The organism is Brachybacterium phenoliresistens (genome assembly GCF_039530785.1).
In the GTDB taxonomy this organism is placed as follows: Bacteria; Actinomycetota; Actinomycetes; order Actinomycetales; family Dermabacteraceae; genus Brachybacterium; species Brachybacterium phenoliresistens.
Window position 1 is genome coordinate 300593 of sequence record NZ_BAAAOW010000002.1, and the last position, 14223, is coordinate 314815.

Sequence of the window (14223 nt, forward strand, 5' to 3'; positions counted from 1 at the left end):
GACCTACTGTGGCCGCATACGTTCGAAACCGCCGGCGAGCCGGCCCCGTGGAAGGAATCCGATCATGGCTAAGTCCGCACCGAAGGAGCGCGCGTCGACCCTCGACGCCGCGCTCGCCCAGATCGACCGCCAGTTCGGCAAGGGGTCGATCATGCGCCTGGGGGACGACACCCGTCCTCCGATCGAGGTGATCCCCACCGGCTCCGTCGCCCTGGACGCGGCGCTCGGCATCGGCGGCCTGCCCCGCGGGCGCATCGTCGAGATCTACGGCCCGGAGTCCAGCGGCAAGACGACCGTCGCCCTGCACGCCGTGGCGAGCGCCCAGCGCAACGGGGGCATCGCGGCCTTCATCGACGCCGAGCACGCCCTGGATCCCGACTACGCCAAGAAGCTCGGCGTCGACACCGACGCCCTGCTCGTCTCCCAGCCGGACACGGGGGAGCAGGCGCTCGAGATCACCGACATGCTGGTGCGCTCGGGGGCGCTGGACGTCATCGTCATCGACTCCGTGGCGGCGCTCGTGCCCAAGGCGGAGATCGAGGGCGAGATGGGCGACTCCCACGTCGGCCTGCAGGCCCGCCTCATGTCGCAGGCGCTGCGCAAGCTCGCCGGAGCCCTCTCCTCGACGGGCACCACGGCGATCTTCATCAACCAGCTGCGCGAGAAGATCGGCGTGTTCTTCGGCAGCCCGGAGACCACCACGGGCGGCAAGGCGCTGAAGTTCTACGCCTCGGTGCGCATGGACATCCGTCGTATCGAGACGCTGAAGACGGGCACCGACTCCGTCGGCAACCGCACCCGCGTCAAGGTCGTGAAGAACAAGATGGCGCCGCCCTTCAAGCAGGCGGAGTTCGACATCCTCTACGGCGAGGGCATCTCCCGCGAGGGCGGCCTGATCGACCTGGGCGTCGAGCACGGGATCGTGCGCAAGTCCGGGGCCTGGTTCACCTATGAGGGGGACCAGCTGGGCCAGGGCAAGGAGAACGCCCGCCAGTTCCTCAAGGACAACCCGGATCTGGCCGTCGAGGTCGAGCACAAGATCCTGCGCACCCTCGGCGTGGGGCAGTACGCGGCGGAGGACGCCGCGGCGGCCGAGGCCGACGACCTCGTCGAGGACGAGCTCATCGACGAGGACGTCCCGGCGACCATCTGAGGTTCCGCGGCCGGGCGGCGCGATCGCCCGCCCGGCCTGCCGGACCCCGGCGCGGGCCGGATCCTGCCTCCCGCAGGGTCCGGCCCGCGCGCCCTCATCACCCCCGACCGAACAGGACGCACCCGTGACCCAGGACCGGCAGAGCATCGCCGCCGGGGGCGGCGCCATGGACGGGGACTCGGCGGTGCGTGCGGAGCTCGCGCGGCGCACCCAGGCGATCCTCGACGCACCGCGCCGCGAGGTCGACCCGGCCGCGCGCGAGCGCGAGAAGCGCATCGTCTCGGAATGCCGCTACCTCATGCGCCTGCTGGCCGGGCGCCGGCGCAGCGAGGGGGAGCTGCGCGCCCGGCTCGACGAGCGCGAGGTCCCTGCGGATCTCGCGCACGAGGTGATGGCGCGCACCCGTCGCGCCGGGCTGATCGACGACGCGGAGTTCGCCCGGGAGTGGATCGCGCAGCGGCGTGCGCGCAAGGGGCTCAGCGACCGGGCCCTGCGCGAGGAGCTCCAGCAGCGCGGCGTCTCCACGGCCGACCAGGACGAGGCCTTCGCCGCCCTCACCGGCAGCGGACCTCTCGAGGAGGACCCGTCCCTGGCCGAGGAGGAACGCTGCCGGGAGCTCGTCCGCGAGCGGCTGCGGCGAGAAGCACACGGCCCCGCCTCCGATCCGCAGCGGCGCGGCCAGATCGCCCGACGCCTGGACGCCTACCTGCGCCGGCGGGGCTACGACGGGTCGCTGGCCGTCCGGGTGATCTCCAGCGAGATGCGCGCCCGCGAGCTGTGACCCGCGCCCGGCGCACCGGTGCGCGGGTCGCGCTGCGGGGACCAGCCCGCGCCCCCGGGACCAGCCCGCGCCGCCGGGATCAGTCCTCGACGATCGGGGCCAGCGGCGTGGCGGCCACGGTGCGGCGGGTGCGCGCGCTGCGACGCTGCACCCACACCGCCAGGCGCGAGAGCGCGATGTTCAGCGCGATGTACACCGCCGCGCCCACGGCCAGCAGCGGCAGCAGGTAGGCGGCGTTGGTGAGGGCGTCCGTGACCCGGGAGACCTGTCGCAGCAGCTCCGCATAGCCGACGATGTAGCCCAGCGACGAGTCCTTCACCAGCACCACGCCCTGCGCGATGAGCGAGGGCAGCATCATGCGCACCGCCTGCGGGAGCTGGATGTCGCGGTAGGTGAGGAACGATCCCATCCCCAGCGACTGCGCCGCTTCCGTCTGCCCCTTCGGCAGCGCGGCGATGCCGGCGCGGAGGATCTCCGCGAACACGGCCCCGTTGTAGAGGACCAGGCCGAACACGACGGCCATGAGCGGGCTCGCCCCCGGCAGCACGAGGACGCCGAACAACATCACCAGCACCACGGGCAGGGCGCGGAACACCTCGACCGCCACGGCGACGGCGCCCCGCACCACCGCGAAGGGCGAGGTGCGCAGGGACACCAGTGCCACGGCCAGCAGCAGTGCCAGCGGCAGGGAGATGACCGCGGCCAGCAGCGTGCTGCCCAGGCCCCGGAAGATCGCCATCCAGATGTGCTGGACCTCGTAGCCCGCGAAGTTCGGGGGCGCCTCGATGAGTATCCGCCAGCGGTCGTCGAAGACGCCGTTGGCCGCCAGCCGCCAGATCAGCGCGCCCGCGCCGAGGAGGACCACCACGCCCAGCACCCAGGAGATCAGCCGCTCCCGGCGCTTCTCCTCGGGCCCGGCGACGTCGTACAGGATCGGTCCGGTGCTCATCGGCCGAACACCGCCTTCCGTTCCAGAGCGGCCGCCACGCGCCCCAGCGGGATGCAGATGACCAGGTAGCACAGGGCGATCCCGATGAGGATCGTGATGACATCGGCCGAGTACGCGTTGGTCAGGCGCTTGGACAGCGCGAACAGCTCGAGCACGCTGAAGGCGCCGGCGACCGAGGTGTTCTTCACCAGGGCGATGAACACGCTGATCAGCGGCGGGATGGCGGTGCGGAAGGCCTGGGGGAGGACCACCAGGCCCAGGTTCTGCCCGAAGGACATGCCCAGCGAGCGCGCCGCCTCCGCCTGCCCGGGGGCGACGGAGTTGATGCCCGAGCGCACGGCCTCGGCGACGAACGCCGCCGTGTAGCAGGTCAGGGCGATCACGGCGGCGACCTTGTAGCTGAAGGAGAACCCCATCGACGGGGTGACGAAGACGTAGAAGAAGAACACGATCGTCAGCGGGGTGTTGCGCAGGAACTCCGTGTACCCCGTCGCGATGATGCGCAGGGGCAGGAACGGGCTCACGCGCATCCCGGCGAGCACGGTGCCCAGCACGAGGGCGAGGAGGCCGGAGATCCCGGCGAGGGACAGCGTCGTGAGGAACGCGTCCCAGATCGCCGAGCGCTGCTCGAACAGATGGTCCATTCACGAGCTCCTGATCGGGCAGGGGCCGGGCCGGGCGTGCGCCGGGCCCCTGCCGCAGGTGGGAAGGGGAGGAGGGGGAGTCGGATCAGTAGCGGTCCACGGCCGGGGGCTCCGGCGTGGGCAGCACGGTGCCGGCGGTGCTCTCCCAGGCAGCCGCCCAGGTGCCGTCCGCGTACGACTCCTCGAGCACGTCGTTGATGAAGCTGCGGAAGTCGTCGTCGCCCTTCTTCAGCCCGATCCCGTACGGCTCCTCGGTGAAGGTCGCGCCGTCCCCCGCCATCTTGAGGTTCTCCTTGTCGGCGGCGACGAAGCCGGCGAGGATGACGTTGTCGGTGGTGACCGCGTCGATCTGGCCGTTGTTCAGCTCCACCACGCACTTGGAGTACGTGTCGAAGGTGACCAGCTCCGCGTCGGGGTGGTTGGTGGCGATGTACTCCGCGGGCGTGGAGCCCTCCACGGAGCAGACCTTCGTCCCGGCGATCGAGTCCTCGCCGGTGATGGTGTCGTTGTCCGCCGCGACCATGAGCGCCTGGCCGGCGATGTAGTACGGCCCCGCGAAGTCGACGACCTCCTTGCGGGTGTCGTTGATGGTGTAGGTCGCGACGACGAGGTCGACCTGGCCGCCCTCGATGAAGGGCTCGCGGTTGGCCGAGACCGTCTCGAGCCACTCGATGTTCTCCGGGGCGATGCCGAGCTTGCCGGCGATGATCTTGCCGATCTCGACGTCGAAGCCGACCGGGTCGCCGTCGGGGCCGGCCTGGCCGAACAGGGGCTGGTCGAACTTCGTGCCGATGGTGATGGCGCCCGCCTCGGCGAGGCGGGCCATGGTCGAGCCCTCGGGGAACGCCGACGGGTCGACCTCCTCGACGGGCGGGTCCTCGGAGCCGCCGCCGCAGGCGGCCAGGGCGAGGGAGGCGGCGGCTGCGGCGCCGCCGCCGAGCAGGATGCGTCGTGTCAGGTCCATGGTGTTCTCCTTCGAAGGGCGGGCGTGCCCGCGGTGATGTTCAGTGGTCGAGGATCTTGGAGAGGAAATCCTGGGCCCGCTCGCTGCGCGGGGCGGTGAAGAACTGCTCGGGAGGCTGGATCTCGACGATGCGCCCGGCATCCATGAAGACCACGCGGTCGGCGGTGCGGCGGGCGAAGCCCATCTCGTGGGTGACCACGACCATGGTCATGCCGGACTTCGCGAGGTCCGTCATCACGGTGATGACCTCGTTGATCATCTCGGGGTCCAGGGCGGAGGTGGGCTCGTCGAAGAGCATCACCTTGGGCTTCATCGCCAGGGAGCGGGCGATCGCGACGCGCTGCTGCTGCCCGCCGGAGAGCTGCGCGGGAAGCTTGTCCGCCTGATCGGCGACGCCCACCCGCTCCAGCAGCTCCCTGCCCTCGCGCTCGGCCTGGGCCCGCGGCACCTTCTTCACCTTGATCGGGGCGACGGTCACGTTGTCCAGCACGGACTTGTGGGCGAAGAGGTTGAAGGACTGGAAGACCATCCCCACCTCGGATCGCAGCCGGGCGAGGCCGGGGCCGGAGGTCGGCAGCAGCTCGCCGTCGATGCGGATCTCGCCCTCGTCGATCGTCTCCAGGCGGTTGATGGTGCGGCACAGCGTCGACTTGCCGGAGCCGGAGGGCCCCAGCACGACCACGACCTCCCCGGCCGTGACCTCGAGCTCGATGTCCCGCAGCACGTGGAGATCCCCGAAGTGCTTCTGCACGCCGTGCAGCGACAGCAGGGCAGGTGCCGTCGCCGCCGACCCCTCGGGCGCCGGTTGTGTGATCTGGGTCATCCCCCAAACCTATGCCATGACGGGCCGCGATGCGCGCCGACCTGCCGCGCTGTTACGGCACGGTGACCTTCGCGGCCATCTGCCGGAACCGTCCCCGGCGGCGGCTGTGATCCCTTCCGGGCGTGCCCGCGGCGGCATGCCGGGAGGGGGCCCGCCGCCGTACCCTGGAGCCATCATGTCGACGATCACCGCCCCGATCCCCGCCCCCGATGTGGCCGGTCCCCGCGGCACCTACCAGGTGCGCACCTTCGGCTGCCAGATGAACGTGCACGACTCCGAGCGCCTGACCGGACTGCTCGAGGGCGCCGGCTACGTCGCCGCGCCCCCGGAGGCCGATGCCCAGCGCGGCGAGGTGGACATCGTCGTGTTCAACACCTGCGCCGTGCGCGAGAACGCGGACAACAAGCTCTACGGCAACCTCGGCGCGCTGCGTCCGGCCAAGAGGGCCAACCCGGACATGCAGATCGCCGTGGGCGGCTGCCTCGCGCAGAAGGACCGCGCCGGCATCGTGGAGAAGGCCCCCTGGGTCGACGTCGTCTTCGGCACCCACAACATCGGCTCCCTCCCGGTGCTGCTGGAGCGGGCCCGGCACAACGCCGAGGCGCAGGTCGAGATCCTCGAGTCCCTCGAGGTCTTCCCCTCCACCCTGCCCACCAAGCGCGAGAGCTCGTACGCGGCCTGGGTGTCCATCAGCGTCGGCTGCAACAACACCTGCACCTTCTGCATCGTGCCCGCGCTGCGCGGGAAGGAGAAGGACCGCCGGCCCGGCGACATCCTCGCCGAGGTCCGCCAGGTGGTCGAGGCCGGTGCCCTCGAGGTCACCCTGCTGGGCCAGAACGTGAACTCCTACGGCGTGGAGTTCGGCGACCGGGGCGCCTTCGCCAAGCTGCTGCGCGCCTGCGGGGAGATCGAGGGCCTCGAGCGGATCCGCTTCACCTCCCCGCACCCGGCGATGTTCACGGACGACGTGATCGACGCGATGGCCCAGACGCCCGCGGTGATGCCGCAGCTGCACATGCCCCTGCAGTCCGGCTCCGATGCGGTGCTGAAGGCGATGAAGCGCTCCTACCGCTCCACGAAGTTCCTCAGCATCCTCGACCGCGTGCGGGCGCAGATCCCCGACGCCGCGATCACCACCGACATCATCGTCGGCTTCCCCGGCGAGACGGAGGACGACTTCCAGCGCACCCTCGAGGTGGTCGAGGCTTCCCGGTTCGCGAGCGCCTTCACCTTCCAGTACTCGATCCGGCCCGGCACGCCGGCCGCGACCATGGAGGACCAGATCCCCAAGGAGGTCGTCCAGGAGCGCTACGAGCGGCTGATCGCCCTGCAGGATCGGATCGCCCACGAGGAGAACCAGGCGCGGGAGGGCTCCGTCGTCGAGGTCCTCGTCGCCGAGGGCGAGGGGGACCGGGACGACCTGACCCGCCGCATCTCCGGACGGGCCCGGGACAACCGCCTGGTGCACCTGTCCCTGCCGGCCGATCTGCCCGCCGCGCAGCGCCCGCGTCCGGGCGATCTCGTCACCGCGACCGTCACCCGCGGGGCACCGCACTACCTGCTGGCCGACAGCGCCCTGTCCCTGCCCGGGACGGCGTGGCACGCGCTGCCGGAGACGGCCTACTCCCTGCGCCGCACCCGCAGCGGCGATGCCTGGGAGGCGGGTTCCGCGGGCCTGGACGGCGGCTGCGGCACCGGATCCTCCTGCGGCACCGGCAGCGCCCCCGCCGGCCCGGTGACCCTCGGCCTGCCCACCCTGCGGTCGCGCTGAGGCGGAGCCGACCGGCCACGAGGAAGGGCGCGCACCCCGGGAGGTGCGCGCCCTTCGTCGTGGCCGGTCCCGCCGTGGGCGGCTGGTGCCTCAGTCCGAGGCGGGGCCGAGGTCCGAGCCCAGGCGCGCCTCGATCTCGCGGAAGAAGGAGATCACCGTGGAGAGCCCGCACTCGATCGCCCGATCGATCTGGGCATCGGCCGCGCCGCACAGGTAGTCGGTGTTGACCTCGCCGTACAGGGCCAGCACCGACTCCGATTCGCGGCGCACGTAGGCCTTGGGCCACACCCGGTTCATGTTCCACTCGTTGCAGAGCTTGATCATCTCGACCTTGCGGGAGATGTCCACGGAGTGGTTCCAGCGCCCACGGGTCTGCAGCACGCTGCGATGCGCCCCGGCCAGCAGGATGTGGAAGCGGTAGTCGTCGAACCGCGCCCGGAGCACCTCGGGGTGCTCCTCGTCCCGGACGAAGGAGTACCCCAGACGCGTCAGGCTCTGCTCGACGCGCTCGAGCGTGATCGCGGGGAGCTCGCCGGCTCCGGCGGAGGGGTGCGGGGCGCCATGTACGGCAGTCACATCGGACCTCAGGGGGACGAAGGGGCTCAGCGAACCGGATCGGACGGATCGGCCCACACCCTACCCCGTTCCCGGCCCGGACGGACGGGGCGCCGGTCACGCTCCGATGCCCCGACGACATGCCCGCGTGCAGGGGAGACCAGTACAGTGCGGACCATGCACCCCGCGCCCCTCGTCGCCGTCGTCGGCGCGACCGCGACCGGGAAGTCCGACCTCGCCGTGCGGCTGGCCGAGGAGCTGGACGGCGAGGTCGTCAACGCCGATGCCCTCCAGCTGTACCGCGGCATGGACATCGGCACCGCGAAGATCACCGCGGCCGAGCGTCGCGGCGTGCCCCACCACCTCCTGGACGTGCTGGACGTGACCGAGGAGGCCAGCGTCAGCGCCTACCAGCGCGATGCCCGCGCCGCGGTCGCCGGGATCCGGCGCCGCGGGCGGACCCCGATCGTCGTCGGCGGCTCGGGCCTGTACGTCCGCGCGCTGCTGGACGACATCGAGTTCCCTCCCACCGATCCGGCCGTGCGCGCCGAGCTCGAGGACCGGGCCCGCCGGATCGGCGCCCCGGCCCTGCACCGCGAGCTCGCCGAGCGCGACCCCGAGGCGGCCGCCGGCATCGGCGTGCAGGACGCACGGCGCATCGTCCGCGCTCTCGAGGTGGGCCGCCTGACCGGTCGCCCCTTCCGCGCCTTCCTCCCGCGGCCGGTGCTCCACGACCCGGCCACCGTGCAGATCGGCCTCAGCCGCCCGCGCGATCAGCTGCACGCGCGGATCGCCCGCCGGGTGGACCGGATGGTCGCGGCGGGACTGCTCGCGGAGACGGCGGCGCTGCGGGCGCAGGGCCTGGACCGGTCGGTCACCGCCCGCCGCGCCATCGGCTACGAGCAGGCGCTCGCCGTCCTCGACGGCACCATGTCCTGCGCGCAGGCGATCGAGGCGACGGCGGCGGGCACCCGGCGCCTGGTGCGCAAGCAGGACACCTGGTTCCGCCGCGATGCCCGCGTTCACTGGATCGAGGCCTCCGACGATCTCGAGGAGACCACCGCCGCCGCCCTGTCCCGCCTCGCCGAGGGGTGGGAGGCGCAGGTCACGGCGCCCGCCGCCGAGTCGGACTAGGGTCGGAGCATGACCACTCCGCGCGCGCACGCCCTCCCCGCCTCCCTCCGCTCGCAGGCGGGCCTGCGCGTGACCAAGGGGCATGGCACCTTCAACGACTTCGTCCTGGTCGACGACCCCGACGGCGAGCTCTCGCTGGATGCGCAGCACGTGAGGGGCCTGGCGGATCGCCGCGGCGGGCTGGGCGGCGACGGGGTGATCCGCGTGGTCCGCACCTGCTCCGCCGGGGTCGACGCCCCGGCCGATGCTCCCGAGTGGTTCATGGACTACCGCAACGCCGACGGCTCGATCGCCGAGATGTGCGGCAACGGGGTGCGGGTGTTCGCGGCGTACCTGGACCGGGCCGGGCGCGCCCCGGAGGGCATCTTCCCGATCTGGACGCGCTCCGGCGTGCGCACCGTCGAGATCCTCGAGCGTCCCGGGGCGGAGGGGCCGGGCGCCTGGCAGGTCCGCGTGGGCATGGGCCCGGCCCGGATCGGGGACACGCCCCGCACCCTCGAGCTGGCCGGCCGCCGCCTGCCCACCACCGACGTCGACATGGGCAACCCCCATGCCGTCGCGATCCTCCCCGCGGAGATCGACCTCGACGGCATCGACCTCGAGCGCCGTCCCGAGCTCGCGCCCTTCCCCGAGTCCGGGGTGAACATCGAGCTGGTCAGCCTCCGCGGCCCGCGGCACGCCGCGCTGCGGGTGCACGAGCGCGGCGTCGGCGAGACGCTGAGCTGCGGGACCGGCACGGTCGCCGCGGCGGTCGTGGCGGCCCGATCCGTCGGGGAGGAGGGCGGCGCCCCCTGGCGGATGGACGTGCCCGGCGGGACGCTCACCGTCGGCTGGACCGAGGACGGGCAGACCACCCTCAGCGGCCCGGCGGAGCTCATCGCCGAGGTGACTCTGCTGGCTTGAGCCGCCGGCCCGGACCGACCGCCGGGTGCTCCCGAGCCGGGTGCTCCCGGGTCCGCCGGGACGGCTCAGCCGTGTTCGGGGCCGACCTCGAGGATCCGGAAGCCCTTGGCGCTGGCCGCCTTGCGCACCGGGCGCGAGGGCAGCTGCCCGGCGAGCCAGGCCGCCAGCGGGTCCGCACCCAGGTTCCTGCCGACCACGAGCGCCATCCATCCCTCGGGGGTGAGCCGGGCCGACCAGTCCATCAGGAGCTCGTGCAGCGCCTCCTTGCCGATGCGGATCGGCGGGTTGGACCAGATCACCTCGGCCGTCAGCTGCGCGGGGACCTCCTCGGGGGAGACCACGCGCACCGTCGACAGGCCCAGCCTCCGCGCGTTCTCGGCCGTGAGCTCGCGGGCGCGCTCGGAGACGTCCACCGCCCACACCTCGGAGGCCGGGTGCAGCAGCGCGGCGCTCAGCGCGATCGGGCCCCATCCGCAGCCCACGTCGACGATCCGGGCGCCCTCCGGGACCGCCGGCAGCACGTCCAGACGGTCCAGCAGCACGGCGGTGGCCTTGTCCAGGCCGGCGCCGCTGAACACGCCCCGCGCCGAGACGAGGTCCCGCTCGGCGCCGGCCAGGCGCACCCGCAGCGGGTGGCGGGAGTCGTCGGTGCCGCTGGTGGGGGAGAAGTAGTGCTCGCTCACCCCCGCAGGATACGGGGACCGCGCCGCCCGCCTGCGGCGTGGCCGGGGCGATAAATCCCTCGACCCCGGGCGCCGAGGGTGGGAAACTGGATCACCAGCACCCCCGACAGAGAGCAGGACCGATCAGTGCCCATCGCCTTCCATCCTGATCCCGATCGCACCGAGGACGTCACCGCCGACGCCCCCGCTGAGCAGACGGGCGGTGGGAGCCGATCCACGGAGCGCTCCCGCGACCCTCTGACCGAGCGGATCCTCGCCCGCGGGGACGCCTCCGTCTCCTCGGTGACCTACAGCTCGACGTCCGACGGCGACCAGTTCGACCTCGCCGACCGCCAGGCCCTGCGCCGCGTCGCCGGGCTGCGCACCGACATCGAGGACGTCACCGAGGTCGAGTACCGCCAGCTGCGCCTGGAGCGCGTGGTCCTGGCCGGCCTGTTCACCACCGGCAACGTGGAGGACGCCGAGAACTCCCTGCGGGAGCTCGCGGCGCTCGCCGAGACCGCCGGCTCCGAGGTCCTCGACGGCGTCATGCAGCGTCGGGCCCACCCGGACCCGGCGACCTTCCTCGGCAAGGGCAAGGCGCAGGAGCTGGCCGAGGTCGTCGCCGAGACCGGCGCCGACACGGTGATCGCCGACGGCGAGCTGGCCCCCAGCCAGCGCCGCGCCCTCGAGGACATCGTCAAGGTCAAGGTCGTCGACCGCACGGCGCTGATCCTGGACATCTTCGCCCAGCACGCCAAGTCCCGCGAGGGCAAGGCGCAGGTCGAGCTGGCCCAGCTCGAGTACCTCCTGCCGCGACTGCGCGGCTGGGGCGACTCGATGTCCCGCCAGGCCGGTGGCCGCGTGGCCGCCGGCGGCGCGGGCATGGGCTCGCGCGGACCCGGCGAGACGAAGATCGAGCTGGACCGTCGCCGCATCCGCACCCGGATGTCCAAGCTGCGCCGGGAGATCAAGGAGATGGCTCCCGGCCGCGAGGCCAAGCGGGCCGACCGCAAGCGCCGCGAGGTGCCCGCCGTCGCCATCGCCGGGTACACCAACGCGGGGAAGTCCTCCCTGCTGAACCGGCTCACCGGAGCCGGGGTCCTCGTCGAGAACGCGCTGTTCGCGACCCTGGACCCCACGGTGCGCCGGTCCCAGACCCCGGACGGCCGCGAGTTCACCTTCGCCGACACGGTCGGCTTCGTGCGACACCTCCCGACGGAGCTGGTCGAGGCGTTCCGCTCGACGCTCGAGGAGGTCGGGGACGCCGATCTCCTGCTGCACGTGGTCGACGCCTCGCACCCCGATCCCGAGGGGCAGATCCGGGCGGTGCGGGACGTGCTGGCCGACATCGACGGATTCGACGTGCCGGAGGTGATCGTCCTGAACAAGGCCGACATCGCCGAGCCCGAGACCATCGCGCGGCTGCGCAGCCAGGTCGAGGACTGCATCGTCGTCTCCGCCCGCAGCGGGGAGGGGATCGAGGAGCTGCGCCAGCTCATCGCCGACCGCCTCCCTCGCCCGGAGGTCGAGGTGGACCTGCTCGTGCCGTACACCCGCGGCGATCTCATCTCCCGGGCCCACTCCAGCGGGGAGGTCCTGGACGAGGAGCACCGCAGCGAGGGGACCCGCCTGCATGCCCGGGTCGATGCGGCGCTCGCCGCGGAGCTGCAGGCGCAGGCCGTGCACGTGGCCTGAGAGCCCGCGACCATCCCCGCGCGGCGGGCCCGGGATCCCGGGCCCGCCGCGCGGTCGTCGTGCCGCCGCAGCGCTCCCGGATGTGTCCACGGCGACGCTCCGCACGGCTCTCTCATCCCCGGGCGCGGGCCCGGACGGAGCTAGGCTTGAGCAATGCCCACCGCCCCGGACGAGACCGATGTCGCCATCGACGTGAAGACCCTCATGGCCCGGGCGATCGACGCCATCGGCGGCAGCGAACGCCCAGGTCAGGCGCGGATGGCAGAGGCCGTCGACGTGGCGATGCGCGAGCGGCGGCACCTCCTGGTCCAGGCCGGGACCGGCACCGGGAAGTCGCTGGCCTACCTCGTGCCCGCGCTGCATCACGCGGTCACCGGGGAGCGGCCCGTGGTCGTCTCCACCGCCACCATCGCCCTGCAGAGCCAGATCATCCGCAAGGACCTGCCGCGGATCGTCGAGGCGCTGGCCGATCATCTGCCGCGGCGGCCCACCTTCGCGCTGCTCAAGGGCCGCAGCAACTATCTGTGCAAGCACAAGATGGAGGGCGGGTACCCCAGCGATCTCGAGCCCGGGGCACTGTTCGCGGAGTCCGCCGCCCGCGGGGGAGAGCGCGGCGAGCGGCTGGGCGATCAGGTCAAGCGCCTGCGCAGCTGGGCGGAGGAGACCGACACGGGGGACCGCGACTCCCTCGAGGCGCCCGTCTCCGACCGCGCCTGGCGGCAGGTCTCGGTCACCGGCAACCAGTGCCTGGGGCAGACCTGCCCGCTGGTGCAGTCGTGCTTCGCCGAGCGCAGCCGCGAGGTCGCCCGCGAGGTCGATGTGATCGTGACCAACCATGCCCTGCTGGCCGTGGACGCGTTCGACCGCCACGGGATCATCCCCGAGCACGATGTGGTCGTGCTCGACGAGGCCCACGATCTCGCCTCCCGCGTCACCAGCGCCATCACCGAGCACCTCTCCCCGGGCATGGTGCGCGGCGCCGTCCGCGAGCTGAGGTCGCTGGGGGTGGCCGCCACCGCCCTCGACGACGCCGGGGAGGAGCTGCGCGCGGCCCTGGAGGAGATGCCCGACGGCCGCGTCATCGGCGACCTTCCCGCGCGCATGTCCGATGCGCTGACCACGCTGCGCACCGAGGCGCGCGGGGCGCATGCGGATGCCAAGGAGGCCGGGGACGAGTCGCTCGCGGGGACCGCGGGCGCCCGCAAGGCCGTCCGGTCGATCCTGCAGGAGATCATCGACGTCTGCGAACGTGCCGTGACCCCGGACGAGGACGATGTCGTGGCCATCTCCCGGTCCGATGCGACGGGGCGCACCAGCCTCACCATCGCCCCCATGTCCGTGGCCACGGCGCTGCGCGGAGCGATCCTCGAGGAGCGCACCGCGGTGCTGACCTCGGCCACCCTGGCCCTCGGCGGGCGTTTCGAGCAGCCTGCCGGCGCGGTGGGCCTGCGTGCTGCGGACCGCCAGGACCCGGATCGGCGCGGCGGCGCCCGGAACGCGAGCCATTGGGCCGGCCTCGATGTGGGCAGCCCCTTCGACTACCCGCGCCAGGGCATCCTCTACATCGCCTCGCACCTGCCGCAGCCCGGTCGGGAGGGCCCGTCCCTGGACATGCTCGATCACCTGACCGAGCTCATCGAGGCCTCCCGCGGCGGTGCGCTGTGCCTGTTCTCCTCGCGCCGCGGGGCGGAGCTCGCCGCCGAGCACGTGCGGGCCCGCACGGACCTTCCCGTGGGGGTGCAGGGCGAGGACTCCATGTCCAACCTCGTGCGCGCCTTCGCCGCCGACGATGCGACGAGCCTGTTCGGCACCATCACCTTGTGGCAGGGCGTGGACGTGCCCGGTCGTGCCTGCCGCCTGGTCACCATCGACCGGATCCCGTTCCCGCGGCCGGACGAGCCCCTGGTGGCGGCGCGGCAGGAGCGGATCTCCGAGCGCGGCGGGAACGCCTTCATGTCGATCTCGGCGCAGCACGCCGCCCTGCTCATGGCCCAGGGCGCCGGCCGGCTGATCCGGACGGCGGAGGACCGGGGGATGGTCGCGGTGCTGGATCCGCGCCTGATGACCAAGCGCTATGGCTCGTTCCTGGTGCAGGCGATGCCGCCGCTGTGGCAGACCCGGGACCCGCAGGTCGCGCTCCAGGCCCTCGGTCGCCTCGCCGCGTCCGGCTGACCCCGTGTCCGACT

Annotated in this window: 13 protein-coding genes; 7 read left to right on the top strand and 6 right to left on the bottom strand. The window is 72.7% G+C overall.

Annotation, left to right across the window (positions count from 1 at the left end):
* The first annotated feature begins 64 nt into the window (after positions 1 to 64).
* Together recA and ABD234_RS05815 are read left to right on the top strand one after the other, a co-directional pair.
* Complete coding sequence (gene recA, locus ABD234_RS05810) at positions 65 to 1153, top strand: recombinase RecA (protein WP_038372485.1); 1089 nt, start codon at positions 65 to 67, stop codon at positions 1151 to 1153.
* Positions 1154 to 1277: 124 nt separating this feature from the next.
* On the top strand, positions 1278 to 1934 hold the full coding sequence (locus ABD234_RS05815) for a regulatory protein RecX (protein WP_232226322.1): 657 nt from the start codon (positions 1278 to 1280) through the stop codon (positions 1932 to 1934).
* 79 nt (positions 1935 to 2013) lie between these two features.
* Here ABD234_RS05815 and ABD234_RS05820 read toward each other — a convergent pair whose 3' ends face one another.
* The 4 genes from ABD234_RS05820 to ABD234_RS05835 all read right to left on the bottom strand — a co-directional run bounded on the left by ABD234_RS05820 (position 2014) and on the right by ABD234_RS05835 (position 5314).
* Positions 2014 to 2883 carry an amino acid ABC transporter permease gene (locus ABD234_RS05820; RefSeq protein ID WP_038372486.1) on the bottom strand — a complete coding sequence of 290 codons (870 nt, stop codon included), beginning with the start codon at positions 2881 to 2883 and terminating at the stop codon, positions 2014 to 2016.
* Positions 2880 to 3527 carry an amino acid ABC transporter permease gene (locus tag ABD234_RS05825; protein ID WP_038372488.1) on the bottom strand — a complete coding sequence of 216 codons (648 nt, stop codon included), beginning with the start codon at positions 3525 to 3527 and terminating at the stop codon, positions 2880 to 2882. Before ABD234_RS05825 ends, ABD234_RS05820 begins: the two co-directional genes overlap by 4 nt.
* 85 nt (positions 3528 to 3612) lie before the next feature.
* Positions 3613 to 4491, bottom strand: coding sequence for a glutamate ABC transporter substrate-binding protein (locus tag ABD234_RS05830; RefSeq protein WP_051486830.1), 879 nt, complete (start codon positions 4489 to 4491; stop codon positions 3613 to 3615).
* A 40-nt stretch (positions 4492 to 4531) separates the two neighbouring features.
* Positions 4532 to 5314, bottom strand: a complete 783-nt coding sequence (locus ABD234_RS05835; RefSeq protein ID WP_038372490.1) for an amino acid ABC transporter ATP-binding protein — start codon at positions 5312 to 5314, stop codon at positions 4532 to 4534.
* 175 nt (positions 5315 to 5489) lie between these two features.
* Here ABD234_RS05835 and miaB point away from each other — a divergent pair, with 175 nt between their 5' ends.
* Complete coding sequence (miaB, locus tag ABD234_RS05840; protein WP_038372491.1) at positions 5490 to 7085, top strand: tRNA (N6-isopentenyl adenosine(37)-C2)-methylthiotransferase MiaB; 1596 nt, start codon at positions 5490 to 5492, stop codon at positions 7083 to 7085.
* A 90-nt stretch (positions 7086 to 7175) separates the two neighbouring features.
* Here the strand turns inward: miaB and ABD234_RS05845 are convergent, their stop codons facing one another.
* Entirely contained in the window at positions 7176 to 7661 is a 486-nt protein-coding gene (locus ABD234_RS05845; RefSeq protein WP_051486831.1) for a YbjN domain-containing protein, read from the bottom strand.
* Positions 7662 to 7817: 156 nt separating this feature from the next.
* Between ABD234_RS05845 and miaA the strand changes: the two genes are divergently transcribed.
* Together miaA and dapF are read left to right on the top strand one after the other, a co-directional pair.
* Positions 7818 to 8774: a tRNA (adenosine(37)-N6)-dimethylallyltransferase MiaA gene (miaA, locus tag ABD234_RS05850; protein ID WP_198025406.1), complete on the top strand. Its 957-nt coding sequence runs from the start codon at positions 7818 to 7820 to the stop codon at positions 8772 to 8774.
* A 9-nt stretch (positions 8775 to 8783) separates the two neighbouring features.
* Positions 8784 to 9677, top strand: a complete 894-nt coding sequence (gene dapF / locus ABD234_RS05855) for a diaminopimelate epimerase (RefSeq protein ID WP_084148456.1) — start codon at positions 8784 to 8786, stop codon at positions 9675 to 9677.
* A gap of 65 nt (positions 9678 to 9742) precedes the next feature.
* On the opposite strand, the gene ABD234_RS05860 is transcribed toward dapF, so the two are convergent.
* A complete protein-coding gene (locus ABD234_RS05860; protein ID WP_038372494.1) occupies positions 9743 to 10360 on the bottom strand; it encodes a class I SAM-dependent methyltransferase in 618 nt (205 codons plus the stop codon).
* A 126-nt stretch (positions 10361 to 10486) separates the two neighbouring features.
* Here ABD234_RS05860 and hflX point away from each other — a divergent pair, with 126 nt between their 5' ends.
* Together hflX and ABD234_RS05870 are read left to right on the top strand one after the other, a co-directional pair.
* Positions 10487 to 12037, top strand: a complete 1551-nt coding sequence (gene hflX, locus ABD234_RS05865; RefSeq protein ID WP_038372496.1) for a GTPase HflX — start codon at positions 10487 to 10489, stop codon at positions 12035 to 12037.
* 153 nt (positions 12038 to 12190) lie between these two features.
* Entirely contained in the window at positions 12191 to 14209 is a 2019-nt protein-coding gene (locus tag ABD234_RS05870; RefSeq protein WP_038372498.1) for an ATP-dependent DNA helicase, read from the top strand.
* Positions 14210 to 14223: the final 14 nt, after the last annotated feature.

Excerpts from the sequence above, each read along its gene's own strand:
- recA (WP_038372485.1), top strand. The coding sequence starts at position 65 with ATGGCTAAGTCCGCACCGAAGGAGCGCGCGTCGACCCTCGACGCCGCG.
- ABD234_RS05820 (WP_038372486.1), bottom strand. The coding sequence starts at position 2,883 with ATGAGCACCGGACCGATCCTGTACGACGTCGCCGGGCCCGAGGAGAAG.
- ABD234_RS05825 (WP_038372488.1), bottom strand. The coding sequence starts at position 3,527 with ATGGACCATCTGTTCGAGCAGCGCTCGGCGATCTGGGACGCGTTCCTC.
- ABD234_RS05830 (WP_051486830.1), bottom strand. The coding sequence starts at position 4,491 with ATGGACCTGACACGACGCATCCTGCTCGGCGGCGGCGCCGCAGCCGCC.
- ABD234_RS05835 (WP_038372490.1), bottom strand. The coding sequence starts at position 5,314 with ATGACCCAGATCACACAACCGGCGCCCGAGGGGTCGGCGGCGACGGCA.
- miaB (WP_038372491.1), top strand. The coding sequence starts at position 5,490 with ATGTCGACGATCACCGCCCCGATCCCCGCCCCCGATGTGGCCGGTCCC.
- miaA (WP_198025406.1), top strand. The coding sequence starts at position 7,818 with ATGCACCCCGCGCCCCTCGTCGCCGTCGTCGGCGCGACCGCGACCGGG.
- dapF (WP_084148456.1), top strand. The coding sequence starts at position 8,784 with ATGACCACTCCGCGCGCGCACGCCCTCCCCGCCTCCCTCCGCTCGCAG.
- ABD234_RS05870 (WP_038372498.1), top strand. The coding sequence starts at position 12,191 with ATGCCCACCGCCCCGGACGAGACCGATGTCGCCATCGACGTGAAGACC.